General features: G+C 62.3%; 12 protein-coding genes and 1 pseudogene. 3 read left to right on the top strand and 10 right to left on the bottom strand.

The window, feature by feature from the left end:
• Positions 1 to 256 precede the first annotated feature (256 nt).
• From VJR29_07810 to VJR29_07765, 10 genes and pseudogenes are all read right to left on the bottom strand, one after another.
• On the bottom strand, positions 257 to 3,661 hold the full coding sequence (locus VJR29_07810; protein ID HKY63306.1) for a helix-turn-helix transcriptional regulator: 3,405 nt from the start codon (positions 3,659 to 3,661) through the stop codon (positions 257 to 259).
• A gap of 73 nt (positions 3,662 to 3,734) precedes the next feature.
• Positions 3,735 to 4,934 (bottom strand): argininosuccinate synthase, encoded by a 1,200-nt coding sequence (locus tag VJR29_07805; protein ID HKY63305.1) that lies wholly within the window; start codon positions 4,932 to 4,934, stop codon positions 3,735 to 3,737.
• A gap of 22 nt (positions 4,935 to 4,956) precedes the next feature.
• Entirely contained in the window at positions 4,957 to 5,865 is a 909-nt protein-coding gene (gene argF / locus VJR29_07800) for an ornithine carbamoyltransferase (protein HKY63304.1), read from the bottom strand.
• Positions 5,862 to 7,067, bottom strand: coding sequence for an acetylornithine transaminase (locus tag VJR29_07795; protein HKY63303.1), 1,206 nt, complete (start codon positions 7,065 to 7,067; stop codon positions 5,862 to 5,864). The genes argF and VJR29_07795 overlap by 4 nt, the downstream gene beginning before the upstream one ends.
• A gap of 8 nt (positions 7,068 to 7,075) precedes the next feature.
• Positions 7,076 to 7,960, bottom strand: a complete 885-nt coding sequence (gene argB / locus VJR29_07790; protein ID HKY63302.1) for an acetylglutamate kinase — start codon at positions 7,958 to 7,960, stop codon at positions 7,076 to 7,078.
• Positions 7,961 to 8,142: 182 nt separating this feature from the next.
• Positions 8,143 to 9,498, bottom strand: coding sequence for an ATP-dependent protease ATPase subunit HslU (hslU, locus tag VJR29_07785; protein HKY63301.1), 1,356 nt, complete (start codon positions 9,496 to 9,498; stop codon positions 8,143 to 8,145).
• Positions 9,499 to 9,576: 78 nt separating this feature from the next.
• Entirely contained in the window at positions 9,577 to 10,116 is a 540-nt protein-coding gene (gene hslV / locus VJR29_07780) for an ATP-dependent protease subunit HslV (protein HKY63300.1), read from the bottom strand.
• A gap of 69 nt (positions 10,117 to 10,185) precedes the next feature.
• On the bottom strand, positions 10,186 to 11,088 hold the full coding sequence (gene xerC, locus VJR29_07775; GenBank protein ID HKY63299.1) for a tyrosine recombinase XerC: 903 nt from the start codon (positions 11,086 to 11,088) through the stop codon (positions 10,186 to 10,188).
• Between the two features lie 113 nt (positions 11,089 to 11,201).
• Positions 11,202 to 12,503 (bottom strand): annotated as a pseudogene (gene trmFO, locus VJR29_07770) (methylenetetrahydrofolate--tRNA-(uracil(54)-C(5))-methyltransferase (FADH(2)-oxidizing) TrmFO).
• A gap of 451 nt (positions 12,504 to 12,954) precedes the next feature.
• A complete protein-coding gene (locus tag VJR29_07765) occupies positions 12,955 to 16,800 on the bottom strand; it encodes a fibronectin type III domain-containing protein (protein ID HKY63298.1) in 3,846 nt (1,281 codons plus the stop codon).
• A 243-nt stretch (positions 16,801 to 17,043) separates the two neighbouring features.
• Between VJR29_07765 and VJR29_07760 the strand changes: the two genes are divergently transcribed.
• The 3 genes from VJR29_07760 to VJR29_07750 all read left to right on the top strand — a co-directional run bounded on the left by VJR29_07760 (position 17,044) and on the right by VJR29_07750 (position 21,909).
• The gene (locus tag VJR29_07760; protein ID HKY63297.1) at positions 17,044 to 19,257 is read left to right on the top strand and encodes an OmpA family protein; all 2,214 of its coding nucleotides are present in this window, start codon (positions 17,044 to 17,046) and stop codon (positions 19,255 to 19,257) included.
• Positions 19,258 to 19,529: 272 nt separating this feature from the next.
• Positions 19,530 to 21,569, top strand: a complete 2,040-nt coding sequence (locus tag VJR29_07755) for an OmpA family protein (GenBank protein HKY63296.1) — start codon at positions 19,530 to 19,532, stop codon at positions 21,567 to 21,569.
• Between the two features lie 118 nt (positions 21,570 to 21,687).
• The gene (locus VJR29_07750) at positions 21,688 to 21,909 is read left to right on the top strand and encodes a hypothetical protein (protein ID HKY63295.1); all 222 of its coding nucleotides are present in this window, start codon (positions 21,688 to 21,690) and stop codon (positions 21,907 to 21,909) included.
• Positions 21,910 to 21,993 lie beyond the last annotated feature (84 nt).

The following is a 21,993-nucleotide window of genomic DNA, read 5'->3' as shown; positions in this document are numbered from 1 at the left end:
CGAAACGATGGAGAAATCCCTCTCGTTCTTCCGAGAAATGATGGAGGAATTGTAGCGCGACAGATGAGGCAGTTCCGTCGTGAAGACAGATATTGTGGTTGGCGCCCCCGCCATCGCTAGGACAAACTTTGTCCGCACTGAAGTTTGCCGGCATAGCGTTGTTTAACCCTGTTGTAAAAAAAACTGTGGGTATTCTATCGACCCACGGCCAAATCACAAAGAAAATCGATACAATACTTCAAATAGCTAAAGCCTATTATTTAGGCAGACCCTCCAAAATGGGCATCAACTCCTGACGCCTGTTAAATAAGTACAGAACTCTTCGGTCCGCGCTGCTGGCGCGGGCCAACACCTCGATCGAGGCATCGGAAAGCCGGCCCCCTGCCGAAAATCGGCGCAGCAAACGGGTGGCTGCCTCCGAATTAATCGGGCCCGCTTCCCGCACGTAACGGCTGATATCCAAGGTGTGCAAGCCGGCCAGGTCCAACCCGCCCGGGACCCGGTAATCGATCCCTCCCGCCGAGTCGCGCCCCAAAAAATAATTCAAGCTGGGCCGATGAAAGTGCTCGTACCACTCGCGATAGGAAAGGCTGGGAAAGCGCTCGGTCAACAGGCGGATCTGCTCGACGTTGAGCGGCGAGGCCGGATCGAGCAAGGCGGCCGCTTGGGCCTTCGGCAGCCCGAGGTAGTCGGCCAAGGTCCCCGCTTCGTCGATCTCGCCGGAAGATCGGCGGCGCAGCGGCAAATTCATGATCAAAGTGCTCAGCTTCCGCCGTAAGTTGTTTCGGTCGTAGGCCCCGCGCGAAGGCGCAGTCAAGGTGGCATAGAATTTCGCGTCGAGCGCCCAAATCTCGCTCGTTTCGGGGCGATGGAGAGGAAAGAAGCGAAGTATCTCGGGACGAAAATAGAGAAACAACTTCCGCCGGTCCAAGCTCAGCAGGTCGGCGACGCGAAGGAGCGTGGCGTCATCCTCGATGCGCGCGAAGCCTCGTTCGTGATTGCCTACCGTCGCGTCATCCCAACCAAGCTCTTTGGCAACCTTCACCGCGCTGAGCGGAGGCTCGCCTCTCATGCGGAAATTAAACAAGGCTTCTCCAAAATGAAAGGAACGGAAATTTTCGACGATCGCCTCGGGCGCCAAATCCAGCCGAGGAGAAGGTACGCCGGTTTCAGGAAAGAATTCCGGCATCATTGGATGGCTCTGCAAAAACAGCCGCGCCGAATTGAGCTTCGGCAAGGCCTTGTGAATCTCCAGCAGCGTCGGAGCCGTATAGGAGCGGCCCTCGGCGAGACCCTGCAGGATCTTGGTACTGATGGTGGAGCTAGCGGCGACTTCCTCGAAGCTCCGCCCTTCCAGCGCCTCGGCTAGGTCGTAGGCTGGATGGTTGACCGGAATTTCATAACGCTCGGCGGCGATTCGCCGGAACAGGGGCTCGGGAAGGCCCAAACGATTCCAAAGATGGTACCAGTCGTGGAGGTTCCCGCGATTCAGCCCGATCTCGCCGCCCTCTCGATTGTGGTAATAGTCCACGCTTCGGCCGAGCTCCCCGGCCACCACCTCCGCCGAGACGAATCCGGGCCGCTGCTTCCTCGCCGCGAAGAGGTATTGTCCGAGACCGCCAGGGTTGGCGGCGTAGGTGCGGACCTTTTCAGCGTCACGGCTGTGGGGAGAAAGAAAAATATCCTGGCCTGGAAAGAGTTGCGCCAGCGGGAGCTGGGAGTGAAAGGTCCGGGTATGGGCGGCGACGGCCTCGCTTTCAGGGACGTTGAGAGCATCCACGATGCGCTCCATCGTGGCCGCGGTGGGGGCCGACTTGTTGTTCTGCAGCCGCACCACGGTCTGATGGGCAAGCCCGATTCGGTTCGCGAGGGCGGGAATCGTCAGATACCGCTCCGGATTCTTGCGGCCGCTGAAGAGCAGCCACCCCAGGGTGCCGCGGGCTTTGCCGTTCTTGCCCTCGTGAAACTCCGCGGCCCAACGCGCGTCCTCCGCGCTCTCGAGATAGATGGGATAGCGCTCGGCCTGCCAAGCCCGCGGCGGAAGACCGGGATAGAAGGTGAGGTTGGACGCCGCGATGAAACGCTGGATGTCTTGGCCGTAGGTCTCGGCCAAGAACCGCAGAATCGGAAATCGAAGCGGCTCCTTCGAGACGCCCTCCGCCGCCGCCAATCGCTTGCGGGAAGGCAGCGACGAGACGTATTCGCGGAGCTCGCTCTCCATGCCCAGCTCGCTGTTCAGGCGCGACATAACGTCTTCCATGCTGAGGCCGGCCTCGGTGCGGGCTTCTCGGAGCAAAGCCGGCAAAGGCGGCACATTGTTGAGACGGGCCGATCGAGTGCGAAGGCGGGCTCGCGAGAATTCCTCAACTGGAATATCATGGCCCAAGTGCACGGGATCGCGTGGATTGAACTCTTCGGTGTCGCTGGAAATCGCCTCCCCTTCCTTGGTCATCCAGAAGATTCTTCCGTTCTGAAAGCGGACTCGTATTTCGGTGAGCGAGGAATGACGCCGGAGGATGTTCTCGACCGCGGCTGGCAGCTCGCCATAGCCGTTCAGCGAATGCATTTCTAAAAAGAGGCAGCGCGTTCCCTCGGGAGCCCCATCAGCCGCCCGATTCAAGGCATCGTAGAACTCGGCGGCGCCCTCGAATTCATAGACCGGAAATTCGAAGTAGCGCCGTCCCGGCAGTGGACGTTCCGCCACCCAATGCCGCCAAATTTCCCGGGGCGTCGCGTGGCCGTCGCCGATGTCCGCCGACATCGCGAATATTCCCGAGGTCAGGGCCGGATTTGTCGGCCCGCCCGCCGCGAAGGCGGGGCGATACAGGGGGAATCGCGGCTCCAACCTCCTCGTCCGCAGCTCCAGCTCACGAACGAAACCGGAGTAACGCCTTCCCAGCAAAGAACGACTGAGCCCTCCCGCCACCTGCAGCTGCCACAAGGTCGAAAGCGACTCCAAGGCCAGATCGGCGAAAGGGCGCGACTCGCGGAGCCCGGCGTGGATCTCGAGCCCATGGGCCGCCATCAAGCCGGTGAACATGCTTGCCTGGTGAAGGAGCGGTCCGCCGCCGCCGGCTCGGGCGAGACCGCCGCTGACTTTCAAGGAACCCAGCATGAGGTAGCCCCCAGCCAATTCATGGCCCCATGCCCGGAGCGAGGAATCCTGTGGACGGCTCAGCAGGGAGTTGGTCGCCCGACCGGCGAAAGTGAAAGCCGGAGCTTCCAGGGCCAAGGCTCCGCTTCCGGCCAATAGCCGGGCCCCAAGCCCGCGAGTGGCCAAGGAACCGCGGGCGGAGGCGAATCGAGCCAATATGCCGAACCTTGTCGCCGAGGCGACTAAACCGGCTACCCCCATTCCCGCGAGCAAGGCCGGATCGGTGGCGTGGGAAAAAAATTGACGAGTGAGTCTTTCGGCTTGGGCGCCCCAAGCCCCCCCGCCCTGCAAGACCTGGAGCCGCTGACCAGCCCGCTCGGCGGCTATCGATCCTTCTTCCAGCAAAACTTGATAGATGGCCGCGGCTTGAGGCTCCCGGCCCCGGGCTTCGAGACGGCCAGCCAGGTTTAGCATGCCGTCCGCGCGCAGCTCCGGATCCCGCTCCCGCTGGAGCGAGGCCCATTCCGCAGATTCCCGCCCCGATAGGATCTGAATCGATGAAGTCATAGCCGTGCTTTGATGAAGCCGGCTTATCGCCGTTTTGGCGGAGAGGTTGCGAAAAGCGGGGCTGAAGCCCTGGCTACTTCATGAGAGACCGGATTTTGAGCCGTAAGGCATTGATTTTAATGAAACCTTCGGCGTCCTTCTGGTTGTAGACGGTGTCCTTTTCGAAGGTCGCGAAGTCCTCGCTGAACAGCGAATTTGGCGATTTCCTTCCCAGGACGGTGACATTGCCCTTGTAGAGCTTGAGCCGGGCCACGCCGCTCACCCGCTGCTGAACATCGTCAATGAGGTTTTGCAACATCTCCCGCTCCGGGGCGTACCAGAAGCCGTTGTAGATTTGAGCGGCGTAGGTCGGGATCAGCGAATCGCGGATCTTCAAAACCTCGCGGTCCAAGGTGATGGACTCAATCGCGCGGTGGGCGGTGTGGAGAATGGTCCCTCCCGGCGTCTCGTAGACGCCGCGGCTTTTCATGCCGACGAAACGGTTCTCCACCAAGTCGACTCGCCCCACCCCATTCTCGCCGCCAAGCTCATTGAGCTTGGCGAGGAGGTTGGCCGGCGAGAGCTTCTGGCCATTGACCGCAACCGGATTGCCCTTCTCGTATTCCACCTCGATGACGGTCGGCTTGTCAGGTGCCGCCTCGGGGCTCTTGGAGAGCAGGAACATGTCGGCCGGCGGTTCGTTCCAGGGATCCTCGAGGATGCCGCCCTCGAAGCTGATGTGCAGGAGGTTGCGGTCGGAGCTGTAGGGCTTGGCCTTGCTCACCGGCACCGGAATGCCGTTCTTCTCGGCATACTCGATCAAGTCGCTGCGCGACTTGAAGTTCCAGTCGCGCCAGGGCGCGATGACCTGGATCCCCGGCTTGAGCGCGTAGTAAGTCAGCTCGAAGCGGACCTGATCGTTGCCCTTGCCGGTGGCGCCGTGGCTGACGGCGTCGGCCTTTTCCTTTTCGGCGATCTCGATCTGCTTTTTGGCGATCAGCGGCCGGGCAATCGAGGTGCCGAGCAAATAAGATCCCTCGTAAACCGCGTTGGCCCGCAGCATCGGAAAGACGAAGTCGCGAACGAACTCTTCCTTCAGGTCCTCGATGTAAATCTTGCTGGCGCCGGTCTTGATGGCCTTTTCCTTCAGCGGCGAAAGCTCCTCGCCCTGACCGAGGTCGGCGGCGAAGGCCACGACTTCGCATTGGTAGCGCTCGATCAGCCACTTGATGATGACCGAGGTATCGAGGCCGCCGGAATAGGCAAGGACGACTTTCTTGATCGATGGGCTCATTTCATTTCTCCAAATTCGGGATTCAACTCATTAAGGTTTTCAGGATCGCCTTCTGGATGTGGAGGCGGTTTTCGGCCTCGTCCCAAACGTAGGATTGGGGGCCGTCGAGCACTTCGCTGGTGATCTCTTCCTCGCGGTGGGCCGGCAGACAGTGCAGGACCATGGCATCGCGGGCGGCGTGGGAGAGAAGCTCCCGGTTGACCTGGAAGGGAGCGAAGAGCCGGCGTTTCTCCTCGTCCTCTTTCTGGCCCATCGAGAACCAGGTGTCGGTATAGACGACGTCGCTGCTCTTGACCGCCTCGACCGGATCCTCCATCAAGCCGACGTTGGGGTGATTGCCGATCTTGTTGAGGATCCCGCCGGAGGGCTCGTAGCCCTTGGGGGTGGCGACGTTGAGATCGAAGCCCAGGACGATGGCGGCGTTGATCCAGCTGTTCGCCAAATTGTTGCCGTCGCCGACATAGGTGACCTTGAGGCCGTCGAGGCTATGCTTCACTTCCAAGATCGTCATGAGGTCGGCCATCACTTGGACCGGGTGGAAGAGATCGGTCAGGCCGTTGATCACCGGCACCGTCGAGGCGGCGGCCATTTTCTCGAGGCCGACCTGCGAATAAGTGCGAAGCATGATGGCCTGACAATAGCGCGAAAGGACCCGGGCGGTGTCCTCATAGGTTTCACCCCGGCCGAGCTGGCTGTCGGTGGAGGTGATATTGATCGCGTGGCCGCCGAGCTGAAGCATCGCGGCCTCGAAGCTGACCCGGGTTCGGGTCGAGGATTTTTCGAAGACCATGGCCAGGATCTTGCCTTTGAGGGATTGATCCTCCTTGCCCTTCTTCCAACGGCCCTTCAGCTCCAAGCCCAGGGCCAGGAGCTCGCGGAGCTCGCGGTTGGAGTAATCGAGCAAGGTCAGAAAGTGACGGAGCTTCTTCAAGCCGTGCTCCCTCCGGCGCCGGCGAAGACGTCATCGAGGATGTCGATGGCCTCGTCGATCTCCTTCTTCGAAATAATGAGCGGCGGCACGAAGCGCAGGACCTTCTCCTGGGGCGAGTTGAGGATCAGGCCTTCGGTCAAGGCGGCCTCGACCAAGGGACGGCCCGGGATTTCGAGATCGACACCGATCATCAAGCCCTGGCCCCGGACTTCGCGGATGAAAGCGTGCTTTTTTTGAAGGTCCTTCAAGCGCTCGACGAAATAGATGCCGGCCTCCTGGGCGTTTTTGAGGACGCCGCCCTCGAGCAAGGTGCGCAGGAAGGCCTTGGCCGCCTCGCAGACCAGGAAATTCCCGCCGAAGGTCGAGGCGTGGCTGCCGGGCTCGAAAGCCTGGGCGACCTCTTCCGAAGCCAAGCAGGCGCCAATGGGCAGGCCGGCGCCGAGCGACTTGGCGAGGCTCATGATGTCGGGCGCCACACCCGAATGCTCGTAAGCGAAAAGCTTGCCGGTCCGGCCCATGCCCGACTGGACCTCATCGTAGATCAAGAGAGCGCCGTGCTTGCGGCAAAGCTCGCGGACCGCTTGCAAATACCCGGCAGCCGGAAAGCGCACCCCGCCCTCGCCTTGGACCGGTTCGACCAGAACTGCGCAGGTTTTGTCGGTCATCGCCGCCGCCAAGGCACTCAAATCGTCGTAAGGCACATGACGAAAGCCTTCGGGGATGGGATCGAAGCCTTTCTTGACCTTCTCCTGGCCGGTGGCCGCGATCATGCCGAGGGTTCGGCCGTGGAAGCTCCGCTCCATGGTGATGATTTCGGAAGCCGGCTCGCCCTTTTTCTTCTTCTGATAAATCCGGGCCAGCTTGACCGCGGCTTCATTGGCCTCGGCGCCGCTGTTGCAGAAGAAAACCTTGCCGGCGAAGGAGTGCTTGCACAGCAGCTCGGCCAGCTCGGCTTGGGACTGGTTGTAGAAAAGATTGGAGGTGTGAATCAGCCGCTGGGCCTGGGTGGCGATCGCCTCGGAGATGGCCGGATGGCTGTGACCCAAGCCGTTGACCGCGATGCCGGCCAAGAGGTCGAGATATTTCTTCCCGTCGGCGTCCCAGAGATAACAGCCTTTGCCTCTCACGAAGGCGATCGGATGGCGAGCGTAGGTCTTCATGACATATTTCTCGCTGAGGGCGATGGTTTCGGAGTTATTCATGGCCGTGTTCATTCATGCAAAATGGTGCCGACGCCCTTGTCGGTGAAGATCTCGAGCAGGACGGCGTGTTGAACCCGGCCATCGATGATGTGGGCGGTCTTGACCCCGCTGGCCAGCGCCTTGATACAGCAGCTGACCTTGGGGATCATGCCGCCTTGGATGATCTTGTCGCCGATGAGCTTGGCGGCCTTGGTGACCGTCAGCTCGCTGATCAGCTTGCCTTGTCCGTCCTTCACGCCTTCAACGTCGGTCAGCAGCACCAGCTTCTCGGCCTGAAGAGCGCTGGCGATGGCGCCGGCGACCAAATCGGCGTTGATGTTGAGAGCCTCGCCGTTCTCGCTGAAGCCGACCGGGGCGATGACCGGAATGAAGTTGTCCTTCCCCAAGAGTTGGAGAATGCCGACGTTGACCTCGGAGACGTTGCCGACCCGGCCGAGGTCGATGATCTCGTTCACCCCTTCACGGTCGAAGGAAACCTTTTCCTCGGCCAGCTTCCGAGCCTTGATCAGAGCCCCATCCTTGCCGGAGAGGCCGATGGCCCGCCCTCCGTGGCGATTGATCAGACCCACGATTTCCTTGTTGACCTTGCCGACCAGGACCATCTCGACCACGTCCATCGTGGCTTCGTCGGTGATCCGCATCCCGTTGTGGAACTTGGACTCGATCCCCATTTGCTTGAGCACGTTGCCAATCTGAGGGCCGCCGCCGTGGACCACGATCGGATTGAGCCCGATGTAGCGCATCATGATGATGTCCTTGGCGAAGCTCTCCTTGAGCTTCTCGTCCACCATCGCGTGGCCGCCGTACTTGATGACGATGACCTTGCCGTAGAAGCGGCGAATGTAGGGCAAGGCCTCCATCAGCACCGAGGCTCGTTGCACCAGTTGGTCGATGTCGTTCATAAGATCCTCAAAGGATTGGTTTTGTAGCGGGAAATTGAGGCCGGAGCAAGGGCAATCGCGGACAAATCCCCCCCAGCCCCCCTTTTTCAAAGGGGGGGGGTAACCGCATGGCGAAGATTCCGCACCCCCCTTTGAAAAAGGGGGGCTGGGGGATTTAAAGCCGTGGCAAGCCACTAAAGGATATAACGGCTTAGATCCTGATCTTCGACCAAGTTGGCAAGTTTGTCGCGAACGTAGTCGGCGTCGACGGTCAGGCGGAATCCCCGCTTGTCGGGGGCTTCGAAAGAGATCTCGTCCAAGACCTTCTCCATGATGGTGTGAAGACGGCGGGCCCCGATGTTCTCGGTGCGCTCGTTGACCAGCCCGGCAAAGTCGGCGATCTCCTTCAAGCCGTCGGGAGTGAAGTCCAGCACCACCTTTTCGGTCTGCAGCAAAGCCTCGTATTGCTTGGTGAGGGAATTGGCCGGCTCTTGAAGGATGCGGAGGAAATCCTCGGTAGTCAGGGAGTCGAGCTCGACCCGGATCGGGAAGCGCCCCTGGAGCTCGGGGATCAGGTCGCTGGGCTTGGAAACGTGGAAGGCGCCGGCGGCGATGAAAAGAATATGGTCGGTCCGGACCATTCCGTACTTGGTATTGACGTTGCTGCCCTCGACGATGGGCAAGATATCGCGCTGCACGCCCTCGCGCGAAACATCGGGGCCGTGCTGAGATTCGCGGCCGGCGATCTTGTCGATCTCGTCGAGGAAGACGATGCCGCTCTGCTCGACCCGCTCGACCGCCAGCTTGGTGACCCGCTCCATGTCGATGAGCTTGGCGGCCTCTTCCTGGGTGAGGAGCTTGCGGGCTTCGGGCACCTTGAGCTTGGTCCGCTTCCGGCCCTTGCCCGAGAAGAGGCCCGACATCATGTCCCGGAGGTTGGAGCCGAGCTCGTCGACGCTCGATCCCGAGACGACTTCGAAAATCGGCATCATGCCGCCGGGATTCGCCGAAGGCTCGAACTCGACCAGCTTGTCGTCGAATTTTCCCTCTTGGAGCATGACCCGGAGCTTGTCCCGAGTGTTGCTCGCCGGCGCCGCGCCGTTGACCGGATCGGGACTCTCCTTGGAGGCGGCGGGAAGAAGCAAGTCGAGCAAACGCTCCTCGGCCAATTCCTCGGCCTTGGCCTGGACTTGGGCAGTTTCCTCTTCCTTGATCATCTTGACCGCGGTCTCGGTGAGCTCCCGGATGATCGATTCGACGTCCTTGCCGACGTAGCCGACCTCGGTGAACTTGCTGGCCTCGACTTTGAGAAAGGGAGCGTTGGCCAACTTGGCCAGGCGGCGGGCGATCTCGGTTTTGCCGACGCCGGTCGGCCCGATCATGATGATGTTCTTGGGCGCGATCTCGTCGCGCAGCTCGGCCGGGACGTTCTGGCGGCGCCAGCGGTTGCGCAGCGCGATGGCCACGGCCCGCTTGGCGGGCCGCTGGCCGACGATGTAGCGGTCCAGCTCGGAAACGATCTCCCGGGGTGTAAAGTTGACGGCTTTCATAAGCGTAAATTTTCCTGTAGGGGCGGACCTTGCGCCCGCCCAATGCACGGTGGACGCGGGCGACCGCAAGGATCGCCCCTACGAGATCTCTTCGACCGTGACCTGGTCATTAGTGTAAATGCAGATTTCGCCGGCGATCTTCATGCCGGCCAGCGCGATCTCCTTGGCGCTCAACTCGGTGTGGCGCAGCAGGGCCCGGGCCGCGGCCAAGGCATAAGGCCCGCCGGAACCGATCGCGGTGATTCCGTCGTCGGGCTCGATGACGTCGCCGGTGCCCGAAACTGTGAAGGTCTTTTCCTTGTCGGCCACGATCAGCATGGCTTCGAGCCGGCGCAAGACCCGGTCGGTCCGCCAATCCTTGGCCAGCTCGACCGCCGCCCGAGTGAGGTTGTTGCCGTATTGCTCGAGCTTGGCCTCGAACTTCTCGAAGAGCGTGAAGGCGTCGGCCGCCGAACCGGCGAAACCGGCGATGACCTTCCCTTCCCGCATCCGCCGAACTTTGCGGGCGCCGGATTTCATGACCGTGTTGTTGAAGGAAACTTGGCCGTCGCCGGCGATGGCGACTTGATTGCCGCGGCGGACGGCGAGAATGGTGGTGGCATGGATCGTGGACGACAATGGATACTCCGTTTATTTTATCTGGAATTGTAACGTCTCCAAGTCAAGGGGGACTTGAAGAATTTTTTCTCAGGCCTTGGGATGGGCCTTGTCATAGACTTCCTGAAGCTTGTCGAAATTGACGTGGGTGTACTTCTGGGTGGTCGATAGGCTGGAGTGGCCCAGCAGCTCCTGGATGCCGCGCAGATCGGCGCCGCCCATCATCAAGTGGGTGGCGAAGCTGTGGCGCAGCATATGGGGCGTCACCTTTTTGGGCAGACCGAGCTTGGAGGCGTGCTTTTGCAGCATTCGAGCGACCACGCTCGGATTCACCGGCTTGCCCTGGACCCCGAGAAAAACGACGTCCTCGCAACCGGCCTGGATGGCGACGCTCACCCGAACCTCCAGGTAGCGCTCGATCGCCGCCGCGGCCTTGGCGCCGAAGGGCACGATTCGCTCCTTATTGCCCTTGCCTCGAACCCGGACCAGGGCCTGAGCCAAATCGAGGGCGGCCAGCCGTAGGGCGGTCAGCTCGCCGATCCGCAGCCCGCTCGAATAAAACAGCTCCAGGATCGCCCGGTCGCGCCGGGCCGAAAAATCCTCGCCCGCCGGGATCTCCATCAGCCGGAAGGCTTCGTCGACGTCGAGGAATTTGGGCAAGGCCTTGGGCACTTTGGGTGCCGAGAGCTCCAGCGCAACGTTGCGCTGCACCAGGCCCCGCTTGGCCAGATATTTATAGAAGCTGCGGAGGCTGGCGATCCGGCGGCCGAGCGAGCTGGGCTTCAAGCGGCCGTAAGCCTGGGCCAGGTAGGAGCGCAGCGGAAAGATCGTCAGGTCGAGCCAACGGACTTCGCCGGCCTCGACGCATTCGGGATGGCGAGCCTTCAGGTACTCGGTGATTTCCTGGAAATCGACGGCGTAGTTCCGCAGGGTGTGGGCCGAGCAGCGCTTTTCGGTTTTGAGATATGTAAGGAAGTCCTCGACGTGGCTCATGTGTCGCCCTCACCAGCGCCTCCCGTCATCCTGAGCGGAGCGAAGGATCTGTGACCACCCTGGTGGGTATGAGATCCTTCGCTCCGCTCAGGATGACCGGTGGCTCCCCCTCCCCAATGCCGTATCTCTTCCAAGGCAAGCTTCGCCAGCTCCTCGCGTTTGTCCTTCCGGGCCAAGGCTCGCGGCGCCTCGAAGAGGCCGAAATTGACGTTCATCGGCTGGAAATTCTCGGGCGAGGCCTGAGTGACGTGCCGGATCAAGGCTCCCAAGGCGGTCGCAGCCGAAGGCGCGGCCAAGGGCCGGCCTTCCAGCGCGGCATCGATGCTGAATCCGGCGTAGAGCCCCATCGCGGCCGATTCGACGTAGCCCTCGACGCCGATCATCTGGCCGGCGAGATAGAGACCGGGCCGGGCCTTCATCTCCAAACGCTCATTGAGCAGGAGCGGCGAGTTGAGGAAGGTGTTGCGATGCATGCTACCCAAGCGCACGAACTCGGCCCGGGCCAGGCCCGGGATCATGCGGAAGATCCGCTTTTGCTCGGGATACTTCATCCGGGTTTGAAAGCCGACCATGTTGTAAAGGCTGCCGTGAAGATCGTCCTGCCGGAGCTGAACCACGGCGTGAGGCCGCTGGCCGCTGCGCGGATCGGTCAGCCCGACCGGCTTCATCGGCCCGAAGGCCAGGGTGTCGCGGCCGCGCTCGGCCATCACCTCGATCGGCAGGCAGCCCTCGAAGAATTTGGCTTTTTCGAAGTCCTTGGTCGGAACCTTTTCCGCCTTCACCAGCTCGGCGACGAAGGCCTCGTACTCTTCGCGGTTCATCGGGCAATTGAGATAATCGGCCTCGCCCTTGTCGTAGCGCGAGGCCCGGAAGACGATATCGAGGTCGACGCTGTCGGCTTCAACGATCGGCGCGATGCTGTCATAGAAATAAAGCTGCTCCGCTCCGGTCATACCGCGGAGGGCTTCGGCGAGGGCGGCGCTGGTCAAGGGGCCGGTGGCGAGCAGAGCCGGCGGGCCCGGCGGCAGCGCCTCCAAGGTCGGGATCTCCTCGCGACGGATTTCAATATCGGGATGCGATTCCAAACGCTCGGTGATGAAGGCCGAGAAGCCATCGCGATCCACCACCAAGGCTCCGCCGCCGGGAACGGCGTTGCGGTCGGCCGCCTCCATCGTCAGCGAGCCCAGGACTCGCATCTCTTCCTTGAGCAGGCCGACCGCATTCTTCAAATCGGCGCCGCGCAGCGAATTGCTGCAGACCAGCTCGGCGCAACGGTCGGTCTGATGGGCTTCGCTGCGGCGCTGCGGCCGCATCTCATAAAGGCGCACTCGATGACCACGCTGAGCGAGCTGCCAAGCGGCCTCCGAGCCGGCCAAGCCGGCTCCAACCACGATCGCATCGGGACGCGAAGACATGGCGGCAATGTAGCGGAAAGCGCGCGCATTGTCATTCCGAGGAGCAAAGCGACGAGGAATCCCTGCGGAGTTTATTAGCGTCAATAAACCCCGCAGGGATCCCTCGCTTCGCTCGGGATGACACGCTGTAAATAAAAAAAGAGCCCCCGACGGGAGTCGGGGGCCCTAGGGGTTAAGAGGAGTGTGGGATATAGGGTCTAATTAAGATCTTTAGGGTGTACGCTCATCGAAACATCCTGGCAAGTCTTTTTAATTCCACCCATTTTGTACAGATAGCTTAACCGGTCCTCCCCTGCTTGGAAAGGCCGAATATCGAATTTTAGGCAGATCCCGAAAAAACGAAGGCCCTTCGTCGGCTTTTGGCCGAAAGAAGGGCCTTCTGGGGGTATGGGGTGTTAGGGAATCACTTTAAAAATCAGCGGCTTGCCCCATGCAAGCCGCTGACCTTGGATTACTTTTTCTTCCGACGGAGCAAGCCGTAGAAGAGTCCCGGCACCAGGATCGCGCCCAAGGGGAGCAATCCGTTAATGCTGGCGGCCGCCGGGTTCAGGCTACAACCGCTACCCTGGAGGGAGGGGAAGAAGCCGGGGCCGGGGGTCGGGTCGCAGACATCGCCGATGCCATCGTTGTCGGCATCCGCTTGGTCGGCGTTCGGCACCGTCGGGCAATTATCCTGGTCATCCGGGATACCGTCGCCGTCTTGGTCACCGACCACAGGAGGCCCAGGAGTCGGATCGCAGGCATCGCCCAGACCGTCGCCGTCGCTGTCTTTTTGATCCGGGTTCACGATGATCCGGCAGTTGTCGATCGGGGTGCCGTTCGAGCCGTCCGGGATACCGTCGTTATCCGAGTCGGGATCCTGGAAGTCCGGGGTGCCGTCACCGTCGGTGTCGACCGGGTCGGTGTTGGGATCGTCGTCGCCGGCCTCGTCGTCATCGTCGATGCCGTCGTCGTCCGAATCCTCGTCGCGGAAGTCCGGAGTGCCGTCACCGTCGGTGTCGATCGGGGGAGTGTTGACGTCGCCGTCGCCTTCCTCGTCGTCGTCATAGATGTTGTCGTCATCGGTGTCGGTGTCACCGGCGTCGGGCGTGCCATCGCCGTCGGTGTCGGTTCCTGGAGGGCCTTCGCCCGAATCCGGATCGGGGTTGCCGTCGAGGTTGTCGTCGCAGATGTTGTCGTTGTCGACGTCGCCGGCGGTGCAGATCGGATCCGGAGGCGTGGTCGCGTCGTCGGTGTTCGACGGGAGCGAGTCGCCCACGATGTTGGTCGCGATGACCCGGTAGCAATAGCTGGAGGCGTCATCGACCGAGTTGTCGAAGAAGGTCACCACGCTGCCGCTGCCGATGACGGCCGGGACGGTCGCGATGTCGCTGAAGGGGTTACCGGCGCTGCAGAGGCCGTCGGCCCGCTGCACGACGAAGTGGTCTTCGTTGTTGCTGGTATCGGTCCAGGTCACCTTGATCTGGTGCGGGCCGGTGGCGGTCGCATCCAGGTCGATCGGCGTCGTCGGGATCGTGCCGGGGATCGGCAAGGTCGAGGCGTCGTCGATGTTGCTGTAGGGCGAGTCGCCGGCCGGGTTGGTCGCCTTCACGCGGTAGCAGAACACGCTGTTCGCCGGCAGTCCCAGGTCATGGTACTGGATGCCGCCCGCCACGCCGGCGCTGGCCGGGAGGTTGGCGATCGGGGCGAAGGGGTTGCTATCGGCGCAGGCGCCGGGGGCCCGTTCGAGGACGAAGCCGGTCTCGTTATCCGAGGCGTCGACGAATTGGACGTCGATGCGGCTCGAGGTCACGCCGTCAGCCTGGAGGGTGATCGGAGCGATCGGCGGAACGCCCGGGACGGCCAAGGTGGTGGCGTCGTCGATGTTCGAGTAGGCGCCGTTGCCTTGGCTGTTGAAGGGCCGCACGCGGTAGCAGTACCGGGTGCTCGGAGTCAAGCCGGTGTCGTTGTAAGAGGTCGTGTTCGGGCCCAGCGGAACGGCCAGCTCGACGAAGCCGAGGCCGAGCTCGCAGGTCGGATGTTGCGACCGCTCGAGCTTGTAGCCCTCTTCATTGGTGGCGTTGTCGTTCCAGGTGATGTCGATCTGCGAGGAGCTGACCGCCACCGCAACCAAGTTGGTCGCGGGATTCGGCACCGAGCCCGGGACGCCGAAGGTGGTCGCATCGTCGGCGTTCGAGAAGTTGCTGGTGCCGACGGGGTTCTTCGCGCGGACTTTATAGCAGTACAGGGTGCTCGGGCTGAGTCCGTTGTCGACATAGGTCGTCACGTTGGCCGCGATCGAGTCGGTGAGGAAGACGAAGCTGGAGCAGTCTCCCTGCGAACGCCAGAGCTCGAAGCCGGTCTCGTTGTTCGAATTGTCGATCCAGTTCACGTCGATCTGGCTCGAGGAGATGGCCGTCGCGATCAAGTGAGTCGGGCTGCTCGGGACGTCGACCGGAGCCGTGAAGGTCTTGGCGTCGTCCTTGTTCGAGTAATCGCTGAACAGGAAGCCGCCGAAGAAGGCCCGGACCCGGTAGCAATAGGTCGTGTTCGAGGCCAGCGGAGGCGTGGGCGCGCCCAGATCCTGGTAAGTGGTCACGTTGACGCCGACCGTGCCGACCTCGTCGAAGGTCGCGTCGACCGCCGGGTTGGCGCAATCGAGGTCGGGATCGCCGCGCTCGATCTTATAGCCCATCTCGTTCGGGCAGTTGTCCACCCAGCTCAGGTTGATCTGGTGGGCCGAGACGGCCGTCGCGATCAAGCTGGTCGGAGGGCAATCGGTGCCGCCCGGCGTGGCCGTGGGCGTCGCCGTCGGGGTAGCCGTCGGAGTCGAAGTCGGAGTGGCCGTGGGCGTCGCCGTCGGGGTGGCCGTCGGAGTCGCGGTCGGAGTGGCCGTAGGCGTCGCCGTCGGAGGCGGCGTGCCTTCCAGCGTGCAAGTGCTGCTGCAATTGTCACCGTTGGCGGTGTTGCCGTCGTCGCACTCTTCACCGTCATCGAGGTTGCCGTCGCCGCAGAGCGGAGGCGTCGGGCGAGGATCCGGCGATCCCGTAGGGTCGCCGTGAGTCGTGATGGTGCCCGAGAATTCGGAGGTGTTGACGACGACTTGGCCGTCGACTTCCTCGGCCCGGGAGGCCAGGAGCGAGATCTTGACGCCGTCGACCAGGCCGGTGCCGGAGACGAGGGCGGTGAAGCTCTTGGTGGTGTTGATGTCGCCGGCCGGGAGGCTGACCTTGCTCAGGAAAACCTTGCCCTCGCCGTGCGAGTCGCCATCGCTGGCCTTGACGAAATAAATCTGGACCTCGGAGCCGGCCGGAGCGCGGCCCTCGATGAGGTATTGGTTGGTTCCGAAGGGATTGGAACGAACCATGCTCGGGAAATCGATGCAATCGTTGGGGCCGGAGTTGCAGGAGCCGGCCTCGGGGCCGGTCGGGCCGTCGGCCAAGATGTCGATGCCGAGGCCGCCGTTGCCGTAAATGCTGTTGTAACCCAAGTTGTTATAGCGGTTGGCAGCGCCGCCCACGACGGCGATACCGATGCCGCCGCTGTTGGCGATGTAGTTCTTCAGGGTGGTGGTGCCGCCGACTTGGTTGTTGGCGCCGTCGATGCGGATACCGACGCCGCCGTTGCCGTGGGAGCTGGTCGGAGAGGCCGACTCCTCGTTGGACTTGGTGGTGCCGATGTAGTTCTTGGAAAGCTTGTTGCCGTCGCCGGTCAGGACGACGCCGTCGGAAGCGCTGGCCACGACGGTGCTTTCGAAAAGGCTGTTGTTGTTGCCGTTGATCTCGATACCGACGTTATTGCCGTCGTTGCTGCCGGCAACCAGCTTGCGGCCGACCTGGAGGCGACCGAGCTTGTTGTTGTTACCGTTGACGCAGATACCCTTGCCGCTCGAAGAGATGATGTTGAGGTTGTAGATCTCGTTGCCGTTGGATTGGATGTCCAGGATACATTCATCGGCGCTGATCCGAGAATCGTTGGCTTTCAGCGTGACGTCGACCCCATCGGTACCGTCACGGCCCACGATCTTGATCTTGCCTTGGCAGCTGGAAGGAATCACCAGCGGACCGTCGACCGTGATCACCTTGCTGTCGGGGTGGCTGGTGCTCCATTTGTCGAAGACGATGGTGTCGTCGCCGGCGGCGGAGCAGGAAACTTCGATCGCCTTACGGAGCGTTTGCTCCTGATAGGTGCAACCCGAGTTTTGGCAGAGGTCATAATTGTTGGGCGGACTATAGGTGGCCGCTTGGACCTTACCCGCGATCAGCGGGGCAAAAAACAGACTGAGGAGCAAAAACAGGCGTTTTGGGGTCTGGGTCATAATGAACCTCTTCAATAGACGAATGGGGTTGCATTGTGTGCTTTTACACTGCGTTCCTGTGTATCGACGGGGTCGGTGATTAGTTGCTTTGGAAAGAATAAAAGTTTTTTTGTCGCAACCTATGGACCTGGGCCTCGATAAATAGGGCAATTCCTGGGGATCCAGGAAGCTAAAAAGAAGTACAAAAATTTGTTCCGATTTTTAATCTAATCTCTGCGGGGGCACAGCCGAAGGAGTTTGGCTATGACCCCAGTTACCCCCCGCACGTCTGCTCCGGCTGATGCCGGTCTTCCTCAACAAGACGCTTCCATCCCGGCCCAAGACGCCGGAGCTTCGGCCGATGCCGGTCCGGCGGCGGTCCTTCAGGATCCCCCTCAAACCATCGTTTTTGGCCGCGCCTCGGTCGGCGCCGCGGATCACGGCGGACGCAACGGCGCTCCCTTCGCCTATCAATCGATCGGCCAATTCGGCGATTGGATCAACCTGGAGGCCTCGGTCGGCCTGCTCCGGGACCTTAATAGCGGTCCGGCCCGCTTCCGCCTCGGCGGCAGCCTCGGTTACAACCGGATGAACGGCGGCGAGAACGTCTCGGGCAGCCACATCAATACCTTGACTTTGAATCCCCGAGCCGAGCTCGACATCAGCCGGCTCCTTCAGGTCGGCCCGGTGAGCTTTCTCCCCCGCCTGGGCCTCGAAGTCGGCCTGGGCTACGGCTTCGGCAGCAGCACCGTCGACGGCGGCTTTCAAATCCACGACCAGTCCGGCTTTGCCGTCATTCCCCGGATCGACCTCGGCGTCCTCGACGTCCGCCTGGGCAATTTGGCGGTAGGCCTGGGAGCTTACGTCTCCTCCCCCGCCGTTTTCGGCAACGAACATAACAGCGCCTTCCTCTCGGTCGGCGGCCAGATGACCTTCTATACGCCTTTCGAAACCCGCACCGTGGTCGAGGAGGCCTGCTCGGCCGACCGCCGCGGCGACCTGGTCCGGCGCATCCACCTCCTCCAGAGCGAAAGCGCCCAGCTCCGCGAGGAGAACACCACGACCGCCTCCTTCCTGGAAGGCATCCACTCCCAGCTGCTCCAGCAAGGGGTGTCGGACGACGACCTGCGCAGCAACATCCGCAGCGGCCTCGTCGCCCACATCGAAAACCTCCAATCCGGCGAAAACCCGCTTCCGCGGGCCGACATCATCGCCCAGCTCCGCCGGCTCTACGGCAATTACCTGCGCAACCGCAGCGAAAACCCGGTCACCGACCCGGCCGAGCGCCAGCGCCTGGCCCGCGAGCAATTCCCGGACGACTTCGATCCGTCGACCGCGGAAAACCGCACGGCCGCGGCCCAAGCCATCTTTCCCGACGACTTCGACCCCTATGCCTTCCGCACGGTGGAGGAAGTCTCGGTTCCCGAGCCCCTGCCGCAGGATTGCGACGGCCTCGAGGACCTTCGGACCCGACTCGAGGACGAGCGGGCCGACCTCCGCGAGCAGCGCGGCCTGCTCGAAGGCCTCACCCGGATGGGACTCACCCGTTTGGGCGTGCCGACCAGCTCGGCGCCCAACCTCATCCGGGCGATCACCCGGCTCTCGGAGATCCATTTCATCACCGCCCGGCCCCAAGGCGCCCCCGACCGGGTCAGCGTCTCGGCCTCGGACATCGCTCCGCTCAACGCGGCCGCCGATGCCTGGGGACGCGACCACCGCGGCGAAGTCCGGCCCCAGACCGAGATCGACGCGGCTTTCCGAGCGATCTTCCCGAGAACCCGCCGGGCTCCGACCGACACCACGCCGAACCGGGCCGAGGAATACTCGCCGGCCCTCGAGGTCATCCGCCAGATCTCCGAGACCCTCCGCTCGCCCGAGATGCGCGGCGCCCACTTCTACGTGGTGGGCCACACCGACAGCCGCGGCGACGACGCGATGAATCAACGGCTCTCGCTGCGCCGGGCTCAGGCCATCCGCGACGCCTTGATCTTCTATGGCGTCGATCCGGAGATGATCACCCCGCTCGGCCGCGGCGAATCCCAGCTGGTCTACTACTATGACCAGCCCGCCGGCGGACGGGGCGACGTCCATCGGGTCCAGCAAGCCGAGGTCCGGATGCTGAACACCGACGGCGTCCGTGGCACCGCCCTCCAGGACGAGATCCGGGGCCGCCAGGCCGTCAACCGCCGGATCGAGATGTTCATTTGCATGCCGAATACCCGGGACGAGACCTGCACCCAGCTCGACGCCGAGATTCGGGCCTCCAGCTCCCCTCGCACCGAGGGCAGCGCCGAGACCCGTTCGGCCGGTGGAGTGGTCACCTCGGTCGTGATCCCGGAAGAAACCTCCCGCCGCCGGAGCGGAAGCACCCGGCGGGAGCGCCCCGCCGAGCGGCCGGCCACTGAGCGGCCCGATGCGGGGGGAACCGACGCCGGCCGGCCGGACATGGACTTTACCGGCGGAGCCGAGCATCAGTAAATTTCGGCATTGAATTCCACGGGTTAGGGGCCGGGTCGGAAAGGTAGTGTGGCGCTGTCCGACCGGCCCAGGTCCCTAGCCCTTTTTAAATGAAGTCGTGGGGCACAACCACAATCCACCTTCGCACCCTTCTTTTTGGCAGCCCCAAAAGGCCCGGCCACCCTTTTTCTTTTTTTTCCGCAACTTAAAAAACGCCCTCGCGATAAACGTTTCGACGTAAGTCACAGTCGATAAAATTTTTTTCAATTTTCTCGTGAAGAGGAGATTTGGTTATGACAGCGCCAACCAAACCTACCGCCTCCGCCAGCGTTTCCGCGGATGCAAATGTTACTCCCCCTGCCGCCCCGGCGGCTGCTCCCGAAAAGAAAGACGCGGCTGCCCAAGCCGATCCCAAGCGATTTGAATGGCGCTTCGAGCTCGGTTTCGGGCCGGAGATCCAAGGCGGACGCAATGGCGGCCTCTTCGGAATCGACAACATCTCCCAATGGGGGGATTACAAGCATTTCAACCTGGGCGGCTCCCTGATGCACGACATCGTCGGCAGCACGGTTCGCTGGCGCGCGGGCGGTTTCCTGAACTGGGACTCCTCCTTCGGGAACGAGAACACCGGCGGCAGCAACCTCCATCAGCTGACCATCGGTCCCCGGACCGAAGTCGACTGGAGCCGGGTCTATAAGGGCGGCCTCTGGAACGTCGTTGAAGGCCCGGGCGTCGTCGGCCTCTACGCCGGTCTCGGCTACGGCTGGGGCACCACCAACGTCGACGGCGGCTTCCAGCTCCACTCGCAGAGCGGCCTGGCCACCGCGGTCGGCGCGGACGTCAACCTGCTCCGCTTCAACGTCGGCAATGTCGCGATCGACCTGGGACCCCGCTTCCAGACCACCTCGATTTACGGCGACGACTTCAACAACGCCGGCTGGAACATCGGCGGCTTCCTCGCCGTCCGCCCCTCGACCCGCAAGCTGGTCGAGACCAAGGAAACTTGCGACGGCGCCAAGCGCTCGATCGACTCCTACGTGACCAACATCGCCGAGCTCCGCGCCAGCAACACCAAGATCAAGGCCGACCTCGACCAGCTCAAGAACGAGCTCGGTTCCGGCTCCGATCCGCTCACCACCCCGCAAATCCGCGATGCCCTCTTCTATCGCGAGGTTCGGCTGGCCCTGGTCAAGGGCGGTTCCGACGAGAAGCAAGTTCGCGAGGCGATCAAGAAGGCTTTCTTCGCCAAGAAGGAAGGCAAGTCCGACGCCGACGCCGATGCCCTCATCCTGGCCACCGTCAAGGATCTCAAGAAAGAGACCCTCGATGCCGCCAAGGCTTCGGCCAACGAAAAGTATCCCGAAGGCTTCGACTTCTGGGCCAAGATCCCGGGCGACCCGGTTCCGACCGAGCTTCCGCCCAACGTCAAGGACCTGGAATGCCACGAGCTCGACCAATGGATCGAACGCCTGCGCAAGGAAGAGATCCAGCTCAACCGCCGCAACGAGGCTCTCATCCAGAAGTTCGACACCGCGGTCCTGGTCGACGCGCTCAAGGATCTCCTGGGCAAGAACGTCGAGGTCTTGGAGAAGATCCACGGCTTCACCCTGGACATCATCCAACCCAACTTCATCCTGGCCAAGCCGACCGATGCCGACGTCAAGCGTCTCGAAGAGTACGTCGCCAAGAACGGCGGCAAGACCCTCGACCCGAAGGATTCGGAGCTGATGAAGATCGCCAAGCCGGTCTTCGCCCTCACCGACTTCGAGCTCGAGAACATGAAGGACGTCGCCGACAAGATGAACGGCCTCAAGAGCCCGTCGGCCACCCGCCACGACAAGGTCGATCCCAACGAGGACAAGAGCAAGTACGAGTGGATGAAGAAGGTCACCTGGAGAATCGAAGGCCACACCGACGCTCAAGGCAGCCCCGAGAACAACCAAAAGCTCTCCGAGCGTCGCGCCAAGTGGGTCGAGCTCCTGCTCATCGGCTTCGGCGTCGACAAGGGCCGCCTGAAATCGATCGGCTACGGCGAAGACCGCCTGGCTGTTCCGGAGAAGGGCTCCTATGCCCAAATCCAGACCGCCCAGACCAAGAATCGCCGGGTTATCATCCGCTTCGAAGGCGAGCTCACCTCGGCCCCGCTCCATTCGCAAACGACGACCACCAACGTCAATCCGAACAAGGAGCCGCCGGAAGGCGAGCCGAAGGAAGGCGACAAGAAGGCTCCGAAGGCTCCGGCTCCCAAGGGCAATCCGACCCCGGCCCCGGCGCCCAAGGCTCCGGCTCCGACCCCGGCTCCCAAGGCCGGCAAGGACAAGGCCGACTGGTAAGCCCAGGCCGAAATATCATTCAAATAAAAACCCCGCGACCCACGCGGGGTTTTTTATTAGGGATGGATCATGCTTCCCTCTTGATAGGTCTCGGCGGCTTGGCTCTTCTCGCGGCGGGATGCTCCGGCGCAGCGCTTTTTGCCAGGAAGCCCACTCGCTGGTCCTCAACCAAGAGGACCGCTTCCCGGGCCGCCTCCCTGGCCCAGTCCATGAGATGGGCCACGCCGTTCACTACACCCGCTTCAAAAACTCCGAGGAATGGGATCGACGGGCCTTGGAGCGCGCGACTCGCGATCCCGACCCGGAAGTTCGCCGCATCGCCGAGCGGAAGCTTCGCTGAGAAAATCGAAGGCGATTGCTTGGCAACGGCTTTGAAATCCCCCCTGCCCCCCTTTTTCAAAGGGGGGAAAGATAGTAAAGGCCG

It is taken from the genome of bacterium, from assembly GCA_035281585.1.
Taxonomy (GTDB): Bacteria; UBA10199; UBA10199; order DSSB01; family DSSB01; genus DATEDP01.
This window is presented reverse-complemented; position numbering and strand designations above follow the sequence as displayed.

Excerpts from the sequence above, each read along its gene's own strand:
- VJR29_07810 (HKY63306.1), bottom strand. The coding sequence starts at position 3,661 with ATGACTTCATCGATTCAGATCCTATCGGGGCGGGAATCTGCGGAATGG.
- VJR29_07805 (HKY63305.1), bottom strand. The coding sequence starts at position 4,934 with ATGAGCCCATCGATCAAGAAAGTCGTCCTTGCCTATTCCGGCGGCCTC.
- VJR29_07795 (HKY63303.1), bottom strand. The coding sequence starts at position 7,067 with ATGAATAACTCCGAAACCATCGCCCTCAGCGAGAAATATGTCATGAAG.
- hslU (HKY63301.1), bottom strand. The coding sequence starts at position 9,498 with ATGAAAGCCGTCAACTTTACACCCCGGGAGATCGTTTCCGAGCTGGAC.
- xerC (HKY63299.1), bottom strand. The coding sequence starts at position 11,088 with ATGAGCCACGTCGAGGACTTCCTTACATATCTCAAAACCGAAAAGCGC.
- VJR29_07765 (HKY63298.1), bottom strand. The coding sequence starts at position 16,800 with ATGACCCAGACCCCAAAACGCCTGTTTTTGCTCCTCAGTCTGTTTTTT.
- VJR29_07760 (HKY63297.1), top strand. The coding sequence starts at position 17,044 with ATGACCCCAGTTACCCCCCGCACGTCTGCTCCGGCTGATGCCGGTCTT.
- VJR29_07755 (HKY63296.1), top strand. The coding sequence starts at position 19,530 with ATGACAGCGCCAACCAAACCTACCGCCTCCGCCAGCGTTTCCGCGGAT.
- VJR29_07750 (HKY63295.1), top strand. The coding sequence starts at position 21,688 with ATGCTCCGGCGCAGCGCTTTTTGCCAGGAAGCCCACTCGCTGGTCCTC.